This is a genomic window from Stieleria magnilauensis (assembly GCA_007753675.1).
Lineage (GTDB): Bacteria > Planctomycetota > Planctomycetia > Pirellulales > Pirellulaceae > Stieleria > Stieleria magnilauensis.
The window spans coordinates 1382987-1404156 of sequence record CP036432.1 but is presented as its reverse complement, the minus strand read 5'-3'; the positions used below and the strand labels follow the sequence as shown (position 1 = coordinate 1404156).

The 21170-nt window shown below is 55.4% G+C and carries 13 protein-coding genes and 1 pseudogene; 4 read left to right on the top strand and 10 right to left on the bottom strand.

What is annotated here, in order from left to right; genetic code table 11:
• The first annotated feature begins 169 nt into the window (after nt 1-169).
• Nucleotides 170-643 carry a DUF305 domain-containing protein gene (locus tag TBK1r_RS05125; RefSeq protein WP_473772488.1) on the top strand — a complete coding sequence of 158 codons (474 nt, stop codon included), beginning with the start codon at nt 170-172 and terminating at the stop codon, nt 641-643.
• 181 nt (nt 644-824) lie between these two features.
• Here the strand turns inward: TBK1r_RS05125 and TBK1r_RS38310 are convergent, their stop codons facing one another.
• The 9 genes and pseudogenes from TBK1r_RS38310 to TBK1r_RS38300 all read right to left on the bottom strand — a co-directional run.
• Nucleotides 825-980 (bottom strand): rhodanese-like domain-containing protein, encoded by a 156-nt coding sequence (locus TBK1r_RS38310; RefSeq protein ID WP_419581527.1) that lies wholly within the window; start codon nt 978-980, stop codon nt 825-827.
• A 62-nt stretch (nt 981-1042) separates the two neighbouring features.
• Nucleotides 1043-1558 carry a hypothetical protein gene (locus TBK1r_RS05120; protein WP_145207836.1) on the bottom strand — a complete coding sequence of 172 codons (516 nt, stop codon included), beginning with the start codon at nt 1556-1558 and terminating at the stop codon, nt 1043-1045.
• A 96-nt stretch (nt 1559-1654) separates the two neighbouring features.
• The gene (locus TBK1r_RS05115; protein ID WP_145207835.1) at nt 1655-5131 is read right to left on the bottom strand and encodes an efflux RND transporter permease subunit; all 3477 of its coding nucleotides are present in this window, start codon (nt 5129-5131) and stop codon (nt 1655-1657) included.
• Between the two features lie 12 nt (nt 5132-5143).
• On the bottom strand, nt 5144-6217 hold the full coding sequence (locus TBK1r_RS05110) for an efflux RND transporter periplasmic adaptor subunit (RefSeq protein WP_419580985.1): 1074 nt from the start codon (nt 6215-6217) through the stop codon (nt 5144-5146).
• 1102 nt (nt 6218-7319) lie between these two features.
• Nucleotides 7320-8168, bottom strand: coding sequence for an exo-alpha-sialidase (locus tag TBK1r_RS05100; RefSeq protein WP_419581526.1), 849 nt, complete (start codon nt 8166-8168; stop codon nt 7320-7322).
• Between the two features lie 343 nt (nt 8169-8511).
• Nucleotides 8512-12504, bottom strand: coding sequence for an efflux RND transporter permease subunit (locus tag TBK1r_RS05095; protein WP_145207826.1), 3993 nt, complete (start codon nt 12502-12504; stop codon nt 8512-8514).
• 51 nt (nt 12505-12555) lie between these two features.
• Nucleotides 12556-14913: a heavy metal-binding domain-containing protein gene (locus TBK1r_RS05090; protein ID WP_145207824.1), complete on the bottom strand. Its 2358-nt coding sequence runs from the start codon at nt 14911-14913 to the stop codon at nt 12556-12558.
• 9 nt (nt 14914-14922) lie between these two features.
• Nucleotides 14923-15432 carry an anti-sigma factor gene (locus TBK1r_RS38305; RefSeq protein ID WP_419581525.1) on the bottom strand — a complete coding sequence of 170 codons (510 nt, stop codon included), beginning with the start codon at nt 15430-15432 and terminating at the stop codon, nt 14923-14925.
• A 291-nt stretch (nt 15433-15723) separates the two neighbouring features.
• Nucleotides 15724-15831, bottom strand: a pseudogene (locus TBK1r_RS38300) (anti-sigma factor family protein); the annotation flags it as partial.
• Nucleotides 15832-16017: 186 nt separating this feature from the next.
• Here TBK1r_RS38300 and TBK1r_RS05080 point away from each other — a divergent pair.
• The 3 genes from TBK1r_RS05080 (at nt 16018) to TBK1r_RS05065 (ending at nt 18722) form a co-directional block, all read left to right on the top strand.
• A complete protein-coding gene (locus TBK1r_RS05080; RefSeq protein WP_145207820.1) occupies nt 16018-16434 on the top strand; it encodes a hypothetical protein in 417 nt (138 codons plus the stop codon).
• Nucleotides 16435-16483: 49 nt separating this feature from the next.
• Complete coding sequence (locus tag TBK1r_RS05075; RefSeq protein WP_145207818.1) at nt 16484-17377, top strand: hypothetical protein; 894 nt, start codon at nt 16484-16486, stop codon at nt 17375-17377.
• A gap of 457 nt (nt 17378-17834) precedes the next feature.
• Nucleotides 17835-18722 carry a hypothetical protein gene (locus TBK1r_RS05065; protein ID WP_145207816.1) on the top strand — a complete coding sequence of 296 codons (888 nt, stop codon included), beginning with the start codon at nt 17835-17837 and terminating at the stop codon, nt 18720-18722.
• Nucleotides 18723-19184: 462 nt separating this feature from the next.
• On the opposite strand, the gene TBK1r_RS05060 is transcribed toward TBK1r_RS05065, so the two are convergent.
• Entirely contained in the window at nt 19185-21029 is a 1845-nt protein-coding gene (locus TBK1r_RS05060) for a sulfatase-like hydrolase/transferase (protein WP_473772487.1), read from the bottom strand.
• Nucleotides 21030-21170 lie beyond the last annotated feature (141 nt).

The window sequence follows — 21170 nt, the reverse complement described above, 5'->3', positions numbered from 1 at the left end:
CTTTTCCCGCTGTGGCACGGGACGCATTTTGACCATCGCGATCGCGCATCGAACACTCCATCGCAGTTTCGCGGAGGTAATCGAATTTTCCTTGTCATCGAAATACCTTGGCACCGTATTTGCCAACGTGTTTGTCACTCAACTCACAATAAGTCAGGGAGAATCAAAAGTGTCAAATTACCGTCTGTTTGGAGCAATGATCGCAACATCGACCGCGGTCATGCTGTTGTTGATGTATCTGAACACCTATGCCTTCGATCACGTCTACTGGAGCGAGACTCGCTTCTACATGGCACTCGTGATGGGCGCGACGATGGCGATGATCATGCTGTCGTTCATGCTGGGGATGTACAAAAGCACGAAGACCAATGTCGCAATCTTCGTTAGCAGCGTCGCCGTTTTCGCAGCATCTCTTTACCTTGTCCGAAGTCAAAAGACCGTTGAGGATGTGTCGTGGATGAAGGCGATGATTCCGCACCATTCGATCGCGATCTTGACGAGCGAGAGGGCCAAGATCAGCGATCCCCGAGTCCGCGAATTGGCCGACGAGATCATCGAGACACAAAAGAAGGAAATCGCCGAGATGAAAAAGCTAATCGCGGATTTGGAGGCTGAGAAATCCGAGAGCATGGCGTCGCGATAGCGTTCCGATTTTTCAGCTCTTCCGCGGAAGCTGTGGATGGAATCCCTCGTTTTCACTCCAACGCTCAGAATTTTCAGGAAGTCATCCTGCGAATGAAACCCTTCCAGTAAGAGTCCTACAGCGTGATTGCTCCTTGCGGGTTCATTGGTTTATGCCGAATTGCGGCGCTGTACGTCCAGGTTTACTGAAAGCGATCCTTCACGTCGTCGAAACCGCCACCGTTTTCGACGTTGGTAATGCCGAGTTCTTCAAGCTTCGCTTTCGCCTTTTCCGCGCGTCCGCCGACGGCACAATAGACAACGATTCTCGCATCCTTGTCGTCCGTGACTTCGCTGATTGCGACGGTGTCATGGTCCTTGTTTCAGCCCATGTTAATCCCGAGAATGCTGATCGCGACAATCACTCATGTCCGTGTGCTTCTTCCGCGAAGTCGCCTGAATAGGGAGTGCCGTCGATAACGCCCGTGATCGTACCTGCGTATTCTTGGACGACACCCAGCTTTTCGTGGGTACCGATGAACCGAGATGCCTTGCCGGCAGGATCATTGTCTTGAGGTGCCGCTTTGAGCGTCAGCTGCATGACCGGATCGGTGATGCTCATCTCAATCTCTGTCGCATCAATCGGATTCGGCGTCTTCTCATCTGCACCAAAGATGTAGACCGTGCCTGCTTGTTTCTCGTGATCGACGATAAATTCCACATGATATTTACCTCCGCCCCAGTCCACGATTACGCCATCATGAGGCCCTGCACCATGGCCGTGACCGAGAACGCTATGGTCAGTGTATTCTTCGCCATCGACATGGTCGTTCCCATGGTCTTTCGGCAGGGGTGTGGTCGAAGCAGATTCCTGTTTACAACCGACAAAACTGATCAGGCAAACCAGAAGAACACTTGTGATTGAGAGGACTTTCATTTTGTAGACCTTCGAGGGTGTAAATTTAACATTTGAGTTGTAGGGTTCGGCGATGCGATTGCGTCACGACGATCGCGTCTTATTGTTGTTTTTGGTTCACATCAGCTCGTCCTCCTCTGCTTCGAGCCTTGCGAACCGTGCCGCATCCTTGCCGCTAAATTTCCAAAATAATCCGGGGTGGATCAGAAATTCGCAGAAGGTCGATGTCGTCAGTCCACCTAGGATGACCGTGGCAACCGGATACAGAATTTCGCGTCCCGGCTCTTGACCACCCAGCACGAGCGGTATCAGTCCGATGCCGGCAGTCAGCGCGGTCATTAAGACAGGCGCGAGACGCTCAAGGCTCCCACGCAAAACCATCTCTTGCGTAAATTCTTCTCCTTCCTCCTTCATCAGGTGGAAGTAGTGAGTGACCAACAAAATGCCGTTGCGAACCGCGATGCCTCCAAGTGAGATGAAGCCGACGAGACTTGCAACGGTGAGACTTTGCTGCGTCATGACAAGCGCCATTACGCCACCTATGAACGCAGTGGGGAGGGCGTTCAGAATCTGCAAAACAATCCGAATCGACGGAAACAGCACCAAGAGTATGACGAACATCCCAATCACCGAGATCCCAGCAAGGACGATGATCAATTGCGTCGCACGTTGTTGGCTTTCGAACTGCCCTCCGAATTCAATGAAATAGCCCACTGGGATCTCGACGTGGCTGCCAAGACGACTCTTGATCTCGTTCACGGCACCAGCCAAGTCGCGGCCTTCGGTGTTGCAGCGAATGACGATCCGACGACGGGCATTCTCACGATTAATCGAATTTGGACCGGTGCCGACACCCAAATCTGCGACGTCGCGCAGTTCGATTTGTCCACGATCTGGTTGTCCCTGACGATCGGGCAAGTCGATGCGAAGTCGATCAAGGTTCGCGTAGTCGGTGCGATACTCTTCCTCCAATCGCACTAGCAGATCGAATCGGCGTTGGCCTTCCAGGACTTGAGAGACGACTTCACCCTGTAACGCCGTTTGCAAAACGTCTGCAACATACTCACGAGACAGTCCATGCAAAGCCAAGTCGTCAGCGCGGAGAGCAATGTGCAATTCGTCCGTCTCTTGGATTGGCTCTACAACGGGCGGCGTGATGCCGGGCACCTCCTGGATGGTCCCTTTTACTTGTTCGGCGACTCGCTGCAAGGTATCGAGATCATCGCCATAAATCTTGATCGCAATCTGAGCGTAAACGCCCGAGATCATGTGGCTGATTAAATGCGCAAGCGGTTGTTCCACTTCGATGTCCACTCCGGGTGCTTCATTGCTAATTTTCTCGCGGAGACGGGCCAGGATTTCTTCTCGGTCGATCGGCGACTCAGGATTCATGCTGAGAATGTATTCACCGAAATTGACCGGCGAAGCATGTTCGTCCATTTCCGCTCGACCGGTTCGACGAACGAAGTGCAGTATTTCGCCATCGGGGTTCCTCGCTGTCTTTTGCATTGACTCAAAGACGGAGTCAATCGCCCCTGATACTTGGTTCGAAGCATCCAGCGACGATCCCGGTGGCAGTGTCACGTTCACTTGGATGCTGCCTTCATCGAAGGGCGGCAAAAAGTTTCGACCCAACATCGACATCTGCCAAGCGGCCAGAGCAACGGCGAGCCATGTCAGAATCAGCAGCGTTCGCGGCAGTGCCATGCTGAGGCGGATCAAATGAGTCACAACCGCTTTCAAGCCGTGCAGTAGAAACCCGTCGCCTTCGTGATGCGTTGCACGCGAGTTCGGCAATAGATAGTAGGAAAGGACTGGCGTGACAGTCATCGATACAACAAAGGACGACAAAATTGACACGATGTAGGCGAAGCCCAGCGGAGTGAACAACCGACCTTCGACGCCTGACAATGCGAATAGCGGCATGAAGGAAAGGATGACGACCGCCGTTCCAAATACGATCGAGCTACGAATCTCTTTACTTGCCTTGAATGTAACGACGATCGGCGACTTCTGCTCTTCGACCGGCAACTGGTTGTTCTGCTTCAGTCGGCGGAAAATGTTCTCGACATCTACGATCGCGTCGTCGACGAGTTCGCCCATTGCCACGGCGATTCCACCGAGCGTCATGACGTTGATGGACAACTCAGTTCCACTGATCCATCCCATCAATCGGAAAGTAAGTGTTGTTAGGACGAGCGAAAGTGGGATCGCGGTGAGCGTGATGAATGTCGTGCGAAAGTTCAATAGGAATAGAAACAGCACAATGATGACCAGTACCGCACCGATGACGAGCGCCTCGGCAACGTTGAAGATTCCCCGGTCGATGAAGTTTCTTAACCGAAACAGTTCCGAGTTGACGACGATGTCCGCAGGCAAAGATGCCTCGACTTCGACAAATGCCTCTGCGACCGCATCACTCAGATCGCGTGTGTCAACGTGTGGTTGTTTGACAGTCGTGAACACGATTCCTGGGCGACCATCGACGCTACCATCGCCACGCTTGAATTGCGGACCTTCGGTGACGCGTGCGACTTGTCCCAGCAAGACAGCTCGTTTGGGATGGTTACCGACGGGGACTTTCTTCAAGTCTTCGATCACAACCCACGATTCCGGTCCCAAGCGACCAAGAACCCGAATCGGTCGCTCGGTCTCGCCCGTGACGGCGAAGCCTCCACTGGTGTTGATGTTGCTGGCTCGAAGCGCCTGTTCGACCTCTTGAACGGTGACGCCATATTCGAGCAGCGCGGTCGGATCGATCAGGATTTGGTACTGCTTGCGATCTCCGCCCTGCATGAACACTTCCGCGACCCCGGTGACTTTCAACAGTCGTGGCCGGATGATCCAGTCAGCAACCGTCCGCAGTTCAAGCTGTTGTTTGGCTTCGCTGTAGAAATGTGCATCGTGTGACTTGCCGTTGAGTTTGATCTCGGCCGTTCCGACGGGAATTCGGGATGTCTGTGGATTGGTGTTGGGATCAGCATCCCACTGAATGTCCTGTGGCTGAACTTTCTTCCAGGTCGAAAAGTCATGCCGTTCACCCGGCGTCCAGACACTGATCTGAAACGTTTGGTTATCGTTTGTGCCAATGACCATTTCGGCCATCATGTCGGTGTTGCCGACCTGAGTCAGCCGCCCACCGTCGGGGCCGTTTTGCCGGTAGATCCCTGCGACAAGGATCTGCCCCATGATCGAAGACGGTGGCGTCATCTGCGGACGAATCCCATCCGGAAAAATACCCTCCAGCGTGGCCAGTCTTTCTTGAACTGTTTGGCGAGCGGCGCGGATTTCCGTTGACCAGTCGAACTCGATATAAATCACGTTCAATCCCGCTGTCGATTGACTGCGAACCGCCTGGACGCCATTAGCCCCCATCAGCGCAATCTCGATCGGCTGTGTCACCAGCGTCTCCACTTCTTCGGTAGCAAGTCCTGGAGCTTCGGTGATGATGACCACACGAGGGCGGTCGAGGTCGGGAAAAACGTCGATTGACATCTGAGTTGCCAGGTACGATCCGTAGACCAGCACGAACAGGCTGACAACGACGACCAGCATGCGGTATCGGAGCGAAACTTTGATGACAGCATCAAGCATGTTCATGTTTCCTTAATGGGCCGCGTGAACGGTGCCGTCTGCATGGACGTGGACGCCAGGTTGCCGCCCACTCGCAGACTGTGACTTCAGCACTCGATTGAGCGAAGCGGCAGCGTTTTGTGCCAAGTAAGTTCCGGAGGTGATGCTGCCATCGTTGGCGATCACTACCGAACGTCGATCTTCGTGCAGTACATGAACGGGAATCTGTTTGAACAGATCGCCGTTTTGCCGGAACACGTAAGCTTCCGGCCCCTCTCGCACGACCGCATCGGCGGGCAGCACGAATACGTCGGCGAATTCCTCCACAGGGACATGGATACGAGCCCGCTGGCCAGGGCGAAAACGCCAAACGAGAAAGACCTTGCCATTGTCGCCGTACGATCGAGATTGGTTTGTCAGTGGAACAAAGAAGTCGAACGTCCGGCTGTTCGCGTCAATGGAATTCGACAGGTGACGAATATTGAACGTCTGTTGCAAGTTCGGCCAGTTGCCTGTCGCATCCTCGGCGAACTCGATCTCGATCGGCCGCTTCTCCTGTGCAGCGTGTTCCAGAAATGTCGCCTCACGCTTGAATGCGTGACCGACGACATAAAGCATCTGGTGATTCGACAAGTTCGCCAGCAACTGGCCCGCTTGAACCTGTTGTCCCAGTTCGACGGCCAACTCTTGAACCTCGTATGCAATCGGTTCGTCCTGAGCCAGTTCGTTTTCGAAGCTGACCTGCTGAGTCTCCTGAGGGGCCTTGCGATTCGTGAACGCATCAAGATCTCTCACTGGCGGAGCGACTACGTCGACGGTGGAAACAAATGTTCCTGATTCAATCTGTTGCACTTGCTCAGGCGTTAGACCTCGCGTCAACAATTCCTGGCGAGCGGCTTGGATCAGTGTGCTTTGTCGACTAATCTCGCTTCGCAATTCGATCATCTTGGATCGAGAAACGGCACCTGTGTTAACTGCTCCAGACAAGCGATCAATCTCGGCTTGGACGATCGCAGTTTCCTGCCGCGCTTTAAACAACTGAGTCTGTGTGGCCTGCAAGTACTCGCTGAACAGACGCAGCGAAAACAGCGGTTCGCCTGGTCGCATTGTGTCGCCCGGAAAAGCGTGGATCGCGGTAACGACACCCACTGCCGGTGACGTGACGCCCCGATCGGACAGCCCTGGTCGGTCATCGACTTTTCCTGGAATGACGACCGTCCGCCAATAAGATTGAGGCCGTGCAGCCTTTGATACCAGTGACAGATTCTTCCGAGCCTGTTCGCTGATTTCGAGCATGTCCTGCCTTTCCTCAGACTCTCTCGACGACTTATCCTCCGACACGACGGTTGTTTCCTGCTGCAGAAACAACTGCCTGCGGAACACCCATCCCCCAAACAACACGGCGACCACAATCGCTGGACCCACTAGCGATCTGGCAATCGAAACCAAACGATTCATCTAAACAGTCCCATTAAAGAAGGCCACACAACGACGCAGGCGCAGCATCGGCCCATCGCGCAGGCGCAAGCGACCGAGAAGCCTCAAATTGAAATTCACCTTGAGAAGATCACTGATACAAAAACACAGCGTCTAGAACGCCGAGTACCGGTGATGTGCGTCCATTACAGCCGTAGAGCGGCTGTAAGGAGATAGATTGGCAGAGCCCGATAGCGATCCGGCGGATCACTGCTGCGGACTGAAAACCGAGTGTCAACGACGATCGGAGACGAAGCTGCGACCCAATCGGTCGAGTGATCATCAACTTCGAACGCCCCAGACACTCGCGTCAACAACTGATCACAAGCTGCCAAGTAAACGGCATCAGAATCGTGTCCTGCTGCGGACGTGAGTGATCCGTTAGCCGACGCTGATTCGCCCTCGTCAGCATGGTCATCGTGGCCGTCATGCGAGTGCTCATTTCCATGCAAATGCACGTGCGGACGCAAAGAATGTCCGTCTGGTTCCGCAATACCAGTCCCCGCGTGCGAATGGGGAGAAGCTTGCCCCAGCACGAGAAAGGGTATCATCAGCAATGAAAGGAGTCGGTCCATGCGATTATTTTAACGGTCCGTCCATAAATTTGCTATAGGATTACCAGAATGCACTGGGTGACCTGGGGGCCAGCGAGGCCTTACCAACTTCGCTTTCCCGAGCTTGGTTGATGGAAATCTAACAAGTTTCGCGATCAATAACGTCGCGTCGGCCGGCGTCATTCGCGGACAATCGCCAATCGGATCGATGAGACATCATCCTGTTTCGACTCCCAGATCAAGACGATTGGGCCATTGCCTGAAAACGAAGCCGCAAGTACTGGATCGGATGCCTTTGTTTCCACGGTTATGGGGGTGGCGGAGTCCGGCTGCATCAGGCGCAGATCACCGCCACGACGATCGACCCATGAGATGTAGCATCCATCAAGCGTAGCCGCGATCGAAGGCTGTTCGCCACGTCCGAGGAACTTCTCCTGCTTCAAACCAAGCTCAGCCGAATAGATGCTTCGATCGTGACGCCAAACAGTTCGCAACTCGCCGTCGGAATCAACGGCGATATCGCCGCCATCCATCGGGCATGCGTTTAATTGCCAACTGGCAACGCCGAGCTTTTCAGCACGACCGAAACTCTGGCCACCATCTTCGGATGTAGTGACGTACATATCACGGTTGCCATCTATCAGGTTACGCCACAGGACATGAACGTTACCGCTCTGATCAGTCACCACCGAAGGATGGCAACACTCACATACGGTGCCCGACGGCGAAGTGTAAACATGAACGTTCTTCTCCCAAGTCTTGCCGCGGTCTTCCGATCTCGCGCCGTAGACTTGCGTTCGACCGTTACGCAAATCGAGCCATGTGCAGAAAAGCAGTCCGCCAGGGCCAGCCGCTAGGTCGTGAAGTCCCTCGCGAGCCGATCTGACTTCATCGTTCACGTCCGCAGAGTCGCTCCAGGACGCGCCGCCGTCGAGTGAACGCCAAGCTAGCACGTTGCCGGTTTTGTGGCTAATCGCAGTGATGACAACGAGATCGTCAATCGCAACGATTCGAGGTCCGCGTCTCATTCCCAACGCCAATTTTGGAACGTGCCCAACCTTCGCTGGCGTAGTGAACGACCGGCCTTGATCTGCCGATTTACAAAAGTAGACGACATCGCCTGCTCCAAACGTGACAACGATACTCCCAGTGTTGCTGACCGACGCTTGCGGTTGCCGGAGTCCTGGGACCGCACTTTCCGATACGAGGACAATGGGATCGGCTGCATCGATGATTTCACCGCCAGCGAACAGGCACAGAAATGCGAAAACCCGGAGCGTTGGTGTCAGATGGAAGTAAGGCATGTTTTTCCCATGAGCTTGGCAAAGAAAGTGAGTTGGCTATTCTACAAGAAGTTGATGCCGTGCGATTCTATGCATTCTCGGCGAATCGTTCGTCCTTGATTCCTAGCTTCAACTTCCACTCCATCGCACTGCAGTACAACACAGGCACGACCAGCATCGTCATGATCTCGATCGTCATGCCGCCGAAGCTGGGGATCGCCATCGGCACCATGATGTCACTGCCTCGGCCGGTGGAGGTGAGGACGGGGATGAGTGCTAGCAGTGTGGTTGCCGTGGTCATCAAACACGGTCGAACGCGGCGCATGCCGGCGGTCACGGTGGCTTCGCGAGCGTGCTCGGCGTTTGCGATGCGATCTTTGCGGAAGCTTTCGTCGAGGTAGGACGCAATCACGACACCGTCGTCGCTGGCGATGCCGAACAGGGCGAGAAAGCCGACCCACACGGCGACGCTGAGGTTGATTGCCTTGACTTGAAACAGCTCTCGCATGTTCGTGCCAAACAAACTGAAGTCGAGGAACCAATCGGTGCCGTACAACCACAGCATGATGAAGCCGCCCGCCCACGCGATCAGAATCCCACTGAAAACGAGCGATGTCGTGATGGCGGATTTGAACTGCATGTACAGAATCAGAAAGATGATTCCGAGGGCTAGCGGTAACACAATCGACAATGTCTTCTGCGATCGGATTTGGTTCTCGTAGTTGCCCGCGAACGTGTACGTCACACCGGCCGGCAGCGTGAACTCGCCCGAGTCAATCTTCGATTGCAGAAATGCTTGAGCATCCTCGACCACGTCGACTTCCGCTTCGCCGGGTTTCTTGTCGAACAGCACATAACCGAGCAAAAACGTGTCTTCGCTCTTGATGACCTGCGGGCCGCGGGTGTAGCGAATGTCGGCCAGATGGCCGAGCGGGATTTGTGCGCCCGCTGGCGTTGGAACGAGAATCCGTTCGAGCGATTCGAGGTCGTCACGCAACTCTCGGGCGTAACGCACGCGGACAGGAAACCGCTCGCGACCTTCGACCGTCGTTGTGATTTGCCGGCCACCGATCGCGATTTCGATCACATCCTGTACGCTTCGGATGTGCAACCCGTATCGCTTGATCGCATCACGGTCGATGTCGATCTCCAAGTACGGCTTGCCGACGATTCGGTCGGCGATGACGGCGGATGATTGAACGGTCGGAACTTGCTTCAGTAGCGATTCCAATTCCAAGGCAACTCGCTCGATCGTTTCCAGGTCCGGGCCTTTGACCTTCATCCCCATCGGTGCACGCATTCCACTTTGCAGCATCACGATCCGAGCTGCGATCGGTTGCAGCTTGGGTGCCGATGTCGTGCCTGGGATTTCAGCCGCCGCGGTGATTGCTTGCCAGATATCATCCGGCGTACGAATCTCGTCACGCCATTGGCGGAACGGTCGGCCAGCGGGATCGAGAATCAGCTCACCATCTTCATCACGGACGAACTCGTCGGCTTCCTCGTCGTAGCGGAAGTTTAGCCGATGACCGTCTTCGTCCGATTTGTATTCGGATTTGTAGGTGATGTAGGTTTCGATCATCGACACGGGGGCAGGATCGAGTGGGGTGTCGGCGCGACCGATCTTGCCGACCACTGATTCGACTTCGGGAATCGACACCAACAGTTGATTCTGCATCTGCAAAACATCCATCGCTTCGCCGATCGACGCATGCGGCATCGTCGTCGGCATGTAGAGAAACGAGCCTTCATCAAGCGGCGGCATGAACTCTTTGCCGAGTCCCGGTAACACGTCGGTTGCTGCTTTCCAAGGACCGGATTGACGAACGGTCGTTTCAGACACTCCAATCATCGAGAGTGATTTGGGGACGAAACCGAATACCTTGTCGAAGCCCAACCAAGCCGATCCGCCGAAAAGCAGGATCGCCGTTGGCAAGCAAAGAAACGCTAGCTTGTGGTTCAAGCACCAACGTAGGATCGGTTCGTACAAGAATCGTTGAAAGACGGTGAAGAACCCGAGGATGCCACCAATCAATCCGCCGACGAACAGCAAGTTCAACAGCAAACCTTTCTGTGGCCCCAGCGGCAACCACTCCTGAGTCAGCAACACGCCGACGACCAACGCCGCAAGTGCACTGGCTGCGTACGGCCCAAAACGGTGATAACGCGCGGGAATCCTTTCCTCATTCAGTTTGTACGCCGACAGCACGATCAAAATAGCTCCGACCCACCATGTCACTAGCATTGACGCGGCAATACCCAGGATCAGCAACGCGAACCAGGCTCCGCGACGCAAGCTCTTCGATTCAATACGCCCACCCATCAGGATGTGGGCCGCAGGCGGAATGATGGTCAACGCGACAATCACTGATGCGGCGAGTGCAAACGTCTTGGTGAACGCCAACGGCCGAAACAGCTTTCCTTCCGCTCCGATCATCGTGAACACGGGCAAAAAACTGACCACAGTCGTCGTCACGGCGGTCAGCACCGCACCGGCGACTTCGTGAGACGCCTTGAAAATCACCGTCAACTTGTCGTCTTCCGGTGCGGCTTCGTCGAGATATTTGAGAATGTTCTCGGTGAGAATGATCCCCATGTCGACCATGGTCCCGATTGCAATTGCGATGCCTGACAGGGCGACGATATTGGCATCCACACCGAAGGTCTTCATGGCGATGAAGCACATCAATACGGCCAGCGGCAGCAACGCGCTAATGAGGAACGAGCTGCGCAAATGGATGACCATCACCAAAATCACAATGATCGTGACGAGGATTTCCTCAAAGAGCGCCGTGTTCAACGTACCCAACGTCTCGTAGATCAAACCGGTGCGATCATAGAACGGAACGACCGCGACTTGACTGGTCGTGATCCATGTCGGCCACTGTTCTTGAGGCATGCCACGAAGATGTTTCACCCAAGCATCGCTGCTCGCCGTTGCTCCGGTGATCGGTTCCAGACCATGGCGATCGGCGTACAAGTCAACTTCGTCGGCCGACGTCTTCGTGTAATTGACAAGCACCTTTGTGGGCAGACCCGGTGAGACTTCTTTGATGCGTTGCTTGATGTTTTTGATCGCTGCTAGTGGGTTGTAACCGTAACGCACGACCGCGACGCCGCCGACGGCTTCGGCACCGGCTTTGTCCAACGCACCACGCCGCAGCGCTGGCCCAAGTGACACGTCGGCCACGTCGGCGACCGTGATCGGAACGTTGTCCGTCACCTTCACGACGGTCTTCTCGATGTCTTCGATATTCTCGATGAAGCCCAAACCACGGATAACGTATTCGGCCTTATTCAGTTCAATCGTCCGAGCACCCACGTCAACATTCGTCATCCGAATGGACTCGAACACATTGGCCAACGTCACGCCAGCGGCCCGCATCGCATCGGGATCAACATCGATTTGGTACTCCTGAACGTAGCCGCCAATCGATGCCACTTCACTGATGCCTTCGGCCGACGTCAACGAATAACGAACGTAGTAATCCTGGATCGTACGCAGTTCTCGCAAATCCCAACCGCCCGTCGGGTTTCCATCAGGATCGCGGCCTTCGAGCGTATAAAGATAAATCTGCCCGAGTGCTGTCGCGTCTGGTCCCAGTGTCGGCTGCACACCATCAGGCAGCGTGCCGGCCGGCAAACTATTCAGTTTTTCCAGCACCCGCGTTCGGGACCAATAGAAGTCAGCTTCTTCGCCAAAGATGATGTAGATCGACGAAAAGCCGAACATCGAATAGCTGCGGATCGTCTTGACTTCGGGAATGCCTAGCAGCGCGACCGTCAGCGGATAACCGATTTGGTCCTCCACGTCCTGCGGGCTGCGCCCCATCCACTGCGTGAACACGATCTGCTGGTTCTCGCCAATGTCAGGGATCGCATCGACGGGGACCGGATCACGGGGTAATCCTCCGGTGTCCCAGTCGAACGGAGCGACCATGACGCCCCAACCAAGCGTCGCGATGACCAGCAACAACACAACTAGCTTGTTGGTCAAGCAGAACCAAATCAGCCGGCCGAGAAGACTACGCTTCGCTCCGTCTAGTTGAGAGTCGATAGTTGAGGGTTGAGAGTCGGGCATGATTTAGCTGGGAGACACGGAGAGGGGGAGACACGGGGAAGGGGATGTCTCCTAGTCTCCCGCTCTCCTTGTCTCCTTGCTTCCCAACTCCTCCACTCGATCCGCACACTTCAGCATCGAAGCGCCATAGTAGGGATTGCGAACGGCATCATCGGATTGAATCCAAGAGGCACCGCGACCCTCAAAGGCCATCGGGCAATGAAGCTCATAAAGCGTTTCGTCAGTCGGTAGGCCGAACATCCGCTCGAGGCTCAACATCTGTTCGGACAGCAACGCGAACCCGCTACGCAAGGCGGCGAGGTCGTTCGCCTTCTGCAATCTTGCAATGATCTCTGACAAGTCGCGTTTCTCTTTGCTCCACATTTCGACCGATTTGTCTTCGGAGACGATTGGCAGCAATGAAGCCAATCGCTGATGCAACGGCTCGACCGCTCGCTTCGCGGCATCCAAATCGTCTGCCGCGAGTGCTTGACTAAGTTGCAAATAGGGAGCGACAAAACCACTGAGTTGCTCGACGACTTCTGGCGGAGCGGCCATGTTCGTCATGGATGGCATCTGCATTTCGTCGTGTGACAACGGCAATGAAAACTGAGCCTTCATTTGATCGACGTGCTGGCGAGTCACCGCGAACACCCGATCGGCTTCACGCATGGAATTTACCTCGCGGCCTTCGGTGACATCGTTCCGCAATAGCATCGCGACCTCCAACCACTGCGGTCGCATTTGAGGACCGATCAAGTCCACCGGCACCGCTTTGACAGCTTCACCTAATTGGTCGTAGCTTCCGCGAATCTCCGCAAGATTCGCCGCTTCGATCTTTGCTTGAATTGTCTTATATTGCTCAACAATGCCTTGCATCGGATCACGCACCGCTGGCACCAAGTCCATCGGACCCGCACCCATCTTGACGCCTTCGTCTGCCTTTGGCGTTTCCATACCTCCGTGATTGTGTCCACCGCCGCCACCACCTTGTGGTGTCATCATCGAAGGTTTTGCGGAAATCTGAAGCGCACTGTCGAGCTTGAAGTTGCCGTTGGTCACGACCAAGTCGCCTTCTTCGAGCCCCGACTTCACTAGGTAGAAGTCGCCGGCGCGCGGACCGATCACAATCTCGCGACCTTCGTAAGTCGGCTTGTCGGCGTCGGGAATCTGCACGTACACAATCGCTCGCGTTCCGGTTAGCAACACGGCCGACGCCGGTACGACCAATGGTTTCGCGGCACTCGTTGGCTCCGCCGTGACGTAACCAAGCGATTCCGCCCGCACCAACGGCATGCCGCAAATGTCACAATCGCCCGGCTGGTCTTTGATGATTTCCGGGTGCATCGGACTGATCCACTTCCCCGCCAACGATGCGTCGAGCACTCGGCCACCCGAAGCGACGTTCGACTTGACGACCGCTCGCACAAACATCTCCGGCTTCAATCGGCCATCACCATTCGACACATTGACACGAACTTTCACCGTCCGTGTGTCTTCGTTTAGCACTGGGTCAATGAACGCGATTCGGCCGCGGAAAACTTCGCCAGGATAGGCTTCAGTCGTGAACTCGACGTCTTGCCCGTATCGCAACCAAGCCAGGTCCGATTCATACGCATCCATTTGAACCCACAGGTGATTCAGATCGGCGACCGTGTAGATGCGGTCGCCGGTTTGGACGCGGTCGCCTTCTTGCTTGTTCTTCGCAACCACCACACCGCCGACAGGCGAATAGATCGTGACTGTTTCGGATGACTTACCGCGCTCTTCGATTGTTTGAATCTGCTCCGTCGTCAAACCGAGTAAACGCAACTTCTCGCGAGCGGACTCGGCAAGATCGAGCGGTTCGATAAAACGAGAGGAACTCTGCGGCCGATCGCGTTTGGTCACCGCCAGCAGTTCTTCCTGCGCGGTGTAGAGTGCCTCGCTGTAGATCTGGACCATGTGATCGCCCTTGTTGACTTCGACGCCAGTGAAATCGACGAACATGCGTTCCAATCGACCGGGCACCCAAGCGGTGATGTGGGCAAGACGAGTTTCGTCGTATTCGACCTTGCCAACCATGCGAACGTCGGCTGTGACGTACTGTCGCCGCACTGGACTGACCTGCACGTTCATCAGGCTCTTGATTTCAGGGCTGATCGAAACCGTGCGAACGCCCCCGGCCGATTCCTTGACTGGCACCAAGTCCATGCCACAGATTGGACAACTGCCCGGACCGTCGCGACGTATTTGCGGGTGCATCGAACAAGTCCAAATTGAAGGCTTGCTTTGCATTGCCTCCAAGTTCGCTGTTGCGGAAGTCTCGGAGACTTTCGACCCGCCCGAGCCTCCGTTAAACCAAGATGCGACGAAGACACCTAGCAGCACAAACGCCACCGCTTGTGCAATCCAGAGCTTTCCGCGGTGTTGTTTGAAGAATTCGTTCATGAGTTCGCTCTAGGATTTGTTCAACCAGGTCACGAGCTTCGCCACTTCGTCTTGGTCTCGAACGCCGACGGCGGTGACGCTCCGCGAGCCCTGCTTCCAAGTCGCCGCGATGCTGGAATCGAGATCAACGAGACAGCAGTCCTTGTCGCCGCAGGTTGCCATGCTCTGGCGGCGATCGCCGAACCAAGCCGTTTCTTCGTCGTCGTGTTCAAACAGAACCAGCGTTGAACCGTCATCCCGTTTGCAAACCGCTTTCACGCAGGTGCAGCAAGGCATCTTCAACACGCTGGTCGACGCCAACGAATAGCCCTCTGGCAATCCGCCGGAGACGATCGGTCGATAACCGACCAACTTCACTGCTCCCTCTGCGTCGACTTTCTCACCGTCGTACTTCGTCAGCAGCATCTGTTCCGCTCCATCCGGATCGCTTGGCAGCTTCTGCAAATAGTCATCCATCACGCCGGCGAATTCGACCATGTGCTCGGCCGACATGCCGTCTTCGCCTTCGTGCGAATGCATCGCCATCGCTCCCCCACTCCCCATCTCCCTATCTCCCCCTCTTCCTCCTCCGTACCAGAGTCCCGCACCCAGCAACACCAACACGGACGCAGCCATCGACACCAGTCCCGCACCATAGGGCGACTCGCGAACCCAAATGCTGAACCGTCGCGATAGTGTCAGCGATCCAGCGGACGTTGGAAGCTCGCGCTCAATCCGCTGCCAAAGATCCGCTGGTTTGGCGGGGAGAGGAGCCTGCAAAAAAGCCGACCCGAGTGACACGAACGCTTGAAGCTCTGATGCACACGAGTCGCATGCCTCCACGTGTTGTGCCACAGTTGCCGCTTGTCCAGCCGAAAGCTCGCCGTCGTGATAAGCCGACAGGTATGGCTGCACGGTTTTGCAATCGTTGGTTGACATGACCCACTAATTCTCTGGGAGATGGTTCTGCTGATGTGTTTTGGATGCCCGAAGTGAGCGATTCTTCACCCATTCAGGTGAATTAGCAGAATTCTTTTCGCGCCGTGTGAAGAAATCGACCGCCTAAGCATCCAAATGCACGTCAATCGAAAAATCCGCCCTCCTCATCCGCGAAGGCAATATCCCATGCGACTCACGAAATTCATCCCTTTCCTGCTCGGCGGGATGCTCATTCTCGGCATTTACGGGTGTAACTCGCCCGAATCCGACCCTGTGATACAACCCGCGACTCCCGCTAGCGACACCGCTGACGACCATGCCGACCATGACCATGGCGACCACGCCGATCACGAACACGGCGACCATGCCGATGCCGATTCTCCGATGGCCAAGATGATGCCGGGCCTAAAAGAGCTTTCGCCAGAGGACTACAAGTCCGCGATGGCCCAGCACATGTGCCCAGTCAGCGGCGAGATGCTGGGGACGATGGGAGCACCTGAAAAGGTCGACGTGAACGGAACTTCGGTCTGGATTTGCTGCGACGGCTGCAAAGACAAACTACTCGCCGACCCAGACAAGTACCTAGCGAAACTCAACAAATAATCCTGCGCTCGCCGCCCAACGCCATCACTACTCTCCAAGGCCGATCTCGATGAAACTTCGTATCCTTACCGCAATCGTCGTAGCCACGCTGCTAATGTCGCCCCAACTCTTGACCGCACAGGACGCCCATGCCGGGCATGACCATGCGGCACACGACCACGCTGGCCACAGCCACGCCGCCGAGGCAACTGGCCCACATGGAGGCACCGTGCAAACCGTTGGCGACCGCCGAATCGAAACGGTGATCGCCGAGAAAGGCATCATGTTCATGATCCTTGGCCAGAACGATCAACCCATCGCACCGCCGGATGCCACAGGAACACTGAAACTGCGAGTCGGCGAAAGCGACAAGGAATACACCTACGAACTCAAGACGCTCAAGAACCTTGCCATCGGTGTCGGCGTGGACCTATCTAAAGTGGTCGACCGACAACTGCACATGAACGTCCAGATCACAAACATCGGCAGCGAGCCGCTAGTCTTCCACGCCATGGGAAAACTCGCCAGCGGCAAGCTCTCAGACGAACTGCTCATTAGCCTTCAAGCCACCTGCCCCGTCAGCGGCCAACCTCTCGGCTCGATGGGCAAACCACCCAAGATCACGATTGGTGATAAATCGCTCTTCGTCTGCTGTGCTGGCTGCACCAAGAAAGTCGAAGCCTCACCCGACCAGTACCTCACCAAGTATTACACTGCCAAGGGCGAACAAGTCCGCGAAGGCGTTTTTAAATCAACGCTCGCCGACGCCGCCGCGATCGCCGCCCAGAAGACTTGCCCTGTGATGGACGAACCACTCGGCGGGATGGGCGTTCCTGGCAAGGTGAACGTCAACGGCAAAGCCGTCTATATCTGCTGCCCCGGCTGCGCCAAAAAGCTAGTCGCTGAACCCGACAAATACCTTGCCGACCTAAAAGCCAAGGGAATCAATCCCCCAGCGTTTTGAACGGGGCGTCAAGCCTGGTTCTCCGGCGTACCAACTGAGCGATTCAGCTCGCTCCACATTTTCCGTAGGCGTTCCCGGCATCGTTGGCTCGCGATCGGCAAAGGCACCAAGGACGCGTGGCCGAAGCCTGGCCAACTCCCACTCAACGAAGTCGTCTTCGAAAACGACTTTTAGTCGATTCGCATTCGTGTAACGTATAGAGACTGGCCCGCGGATCTGACCCAGTGTCGATCGCTGATCTTGGCAATCGCGGTCCGCTTGAAACAAGACCGACCCGACCGAGCTGTGAATCACCGTGGTCTGGACCTCGAGAAGCTAGACCAGCGCACTCGAAATTGTCGAATTCACGTGGGTTTTGCTGGTCCGATGATTGTTTTCACACCCAGTTTCATGGAGAATGGAACGTCAAAGACAATCCGTCTATAGGAACTGCGGAACATACTTCGGGGCAAGGACCATGCGAATCGCCACTCTCTTGTTGACCTTCGTAGTCATTTCGAGCTTGAACGCCCAGGATGTGGAGGAAGATTACGAAACGCTTAAACAATTCTATCGGCATCGTGCAAAGTCATTTGTTTTTAGCCTAGACCCGGCCGGACAGAAACGCCTGAAGCTCGAAGAACCTGTGTTCACCTGGACCGGGCTGGATTACCAAGCGTTGCGGAACACGTCGGCACCCAATTCCGGCGATGTCTATGTCTGGACCTATGAAGGCCGGGCCGTTGTTGCCGGCGGCGTTCTGTCGCAGCCGTTGGGAGAAGGCCGGGAGGTCTATCAAGAGTTTCAAGCTCTGATCGAAACGCCGCCGATGCCTTTCCTAAGCCCGATGAAATGGGGGCAGATGTGGTCGCCCCCCGGAGTCAAGCTGCGATCGATTTCGCAGGCACCGATCCCACCGACCGGGCAAGATCCGCTGGCTCGCCGTCGACGCGATCTCCAAATGCGCGGCCTGGCAAAGCAGTTCACCGCTGAGACGCGATCGGCACAGACGGGCAAGGTTCATCCCCTAAAGCTACAACCGAAGGCCGTGTTTCGACTCGACGCGGCGCAGCTGTCCCAAGCGAACTCTTCGGTCATCGACGGGTGCCTGTTCTTGTTCACCAACCAATTGGGGACCGATCCGGAACTCACGCTCCTGATCGAATGCCACTCGAGGGACGGTTCATTGTCGTGGAGGTACGCGCCGGGCTCACTGGCGTTTCAAGAACTATGGCTAAAGCACAACGGAAAGCAGGTCTGGCACCTGCCGAACTATCTGGACGATCCCGGCGAAGGCAACTTCGTTTCATCTCAGTCGCATTCTTACGTCGACATGCGCGAAATCAGGGAAACGCTGAAGGAATAAAAACTGCGAATTGAATTTATCTCACCAGAGGCAGAATTCCAATTCCATGAGAGGCAAGACACCCCAACTCACCCTTTCTGTGCATCGCGCAGCGACACAAGCAGCGAAGAGCGAGGGAATCAGTCCCCGTCTCCCCGCGGATCGTCAGCTACCCCAGGTCCAATCGGCATCCATAGCTGTAGTGGACGAGGCGACGAGTCCAGCTACCCATCCATATCTGTAGTGGACGAGGCGACGAGTCCCAGCTACCCATCCATATCTGTAGTGGACGAGGCGACGAGTCCAGCTACCCATCAATATTTGTAGTGGACGAGGCGACGAGTCCCAGCTACCCATCCATAGCTGTAGTGGACGAGGCGACGAGTCCTGCTACCCATCCATAGCTGTAGTGGACGAGGCGACGAGTCCTGCGGCTGGGGACTCGTCGCCTCGTCCACTACCACAGAAATTAACCATCCGTTGCTATCTTGGCAGGACCAACTGTCTGTCGTGGGCACCGGGAGCGAAGTTGCTGCGATAAACGGTGGTTCCCAACGCCTTGTTGTCGCCCCAATCCACTTCCACACGGTTGTCCCCTAAGACAATCTTCATTAGTTTATCCTTCATCACCGTGGCAACTTGCTGATGTTCCGGGCTGAACGCAAGGTTTTTCAATTCCCCCGGATCCGAAGGCATGTGATACAAGGCTGGATCGAGTTCCTCGTACGATGCGTTTAACGCCCATTCCATGTTCTTACCACGATTCTTGTCGGGCCGCGTTTGCATCGAGAACACGTAGTTTTTGGTTCGAATGAAGGCGCGCGGACCGATCACCGCATGACTTTCGCCGATGACGTAATCACGCGCCGGGACCCTGCCGGAAACCATTTCGGCCATGTCCGTGCCGTCAAGATATTCATATTGTCTGTCATCAAGCCTGGCCCCGCCCGCCGCCAGAATCGTCGGTGCGATGTCCACGAACTCGGTGAAGTCCGTGACGACCTTGTTTGCCGGAAAAGCTTGCTTGTCCGAAGAAACCACGATGATGGGATTGTGGCTATCAACATCCCAGGGCGTGAACTTCGAGACCGAGCCGTGGTCGTTCAGTTTCCAGCCATGGTCACCACACACATAGACGATCGTCCAGGCTTGCTGTTGCGATTCGCTGTACTGGATGAAGGCATCCGCCGCCTGGCCGACCAACGTGTCGCCGTAGGCACAGAACGCGTAGTAGTCCTGCACCATGGCTTGCTTCTCCGCGTCGGTGAAGTGATCGGAATAGCCATGTCGCACTTGCTGTTTCAGCTGCTTGGGCATCGTTTCCATTTCCTTGTCGTCCAATGAAGGGACTTTGTAGGTGTGTTGCTGGAAACGCTCGCGAAAATCAGCCGGCGGCAGGACCGGCGTGTGAGGAAAATCAAAACCGATATGGCAATAGAGCGGCTTTGATGTGTCGACGCCGACATAGTCCCTTGAGCCGACCTTGAACTTGCGATTTTTGTTCCTCAGAAAATCGACGAAGATCGAGGCATAGTATCCGTCGCGAGTCTTTCCGGCTTCGCGAGAACTGACACCGGCCAGGATCATGCCGCTATCGATGTGCTTTCCCTTTTGGGGGTTGTAGTGCCGCAGCAGGTCATACTTCTCCATTGTGCGTGCTGCGGTGCCCGCAAACTGAGGCATGAGTTTTTCAAGTTCCAGCGAGCAGTATTCGAACTCACCTTCCGGCGTGACGAAGAATTCAAGGTTCTGAAACGGTTTCTCGAACTTCACATCGTTGATCTGTGTCGTCCAGCCTTTGCCCCAAGCGCACAGCCCGTCCTTGGCAAGGTCCTTGAAGTAGAAACTTTGTTGGTAGATAGGGTGCTGCGCCGCCCACTTGCCGTCTCCCATGATGGTTTTGACGCGCACGCCTAGCTTGCCAAAGTGTGTCGTTTGGTACCCGAGTTCGGCCATGCTTTCGGGAAGCGTAGGTCGGCAATGTTCCGCGTTATTGTTGTGGTACTCGAACTCGTAGATTCCCGAGCGAAACGGGTAGCGGCCGTAGTGCATGGAAGCCCGCGAAGGTGCACAGCCTTGAGCCTGGCAATAGGCATTGATGAACGTGGTCCCCATCTTCGCCAACCGATCCGTATGGGGCGATTCCACATAACCCAACCCGCTCATTTCCCTGCCATGTAGCATCTTGTTAAACGCGCGGATCGAATCGTAACGATGGTCGTCCGTCAAGATCCACAAGACGTTCGGCTGGTCCGCGAACACCGTTTCGCGGGCGGCGATCGCTAACATAAACAGGGCAACGGACAGCCATATTTTCAGTTGATTCAATTGGATGTTTCCCTGCTGATGGACATTAGGTCGTCCCGACGACATCACTCGACCCGCGTACTGCAGAGCCTGCGATGATAGCACACAAGGAACTTTCGCTGTCGAACCATGCCAGCGTAAACGACAACAAGTTAAACCGCG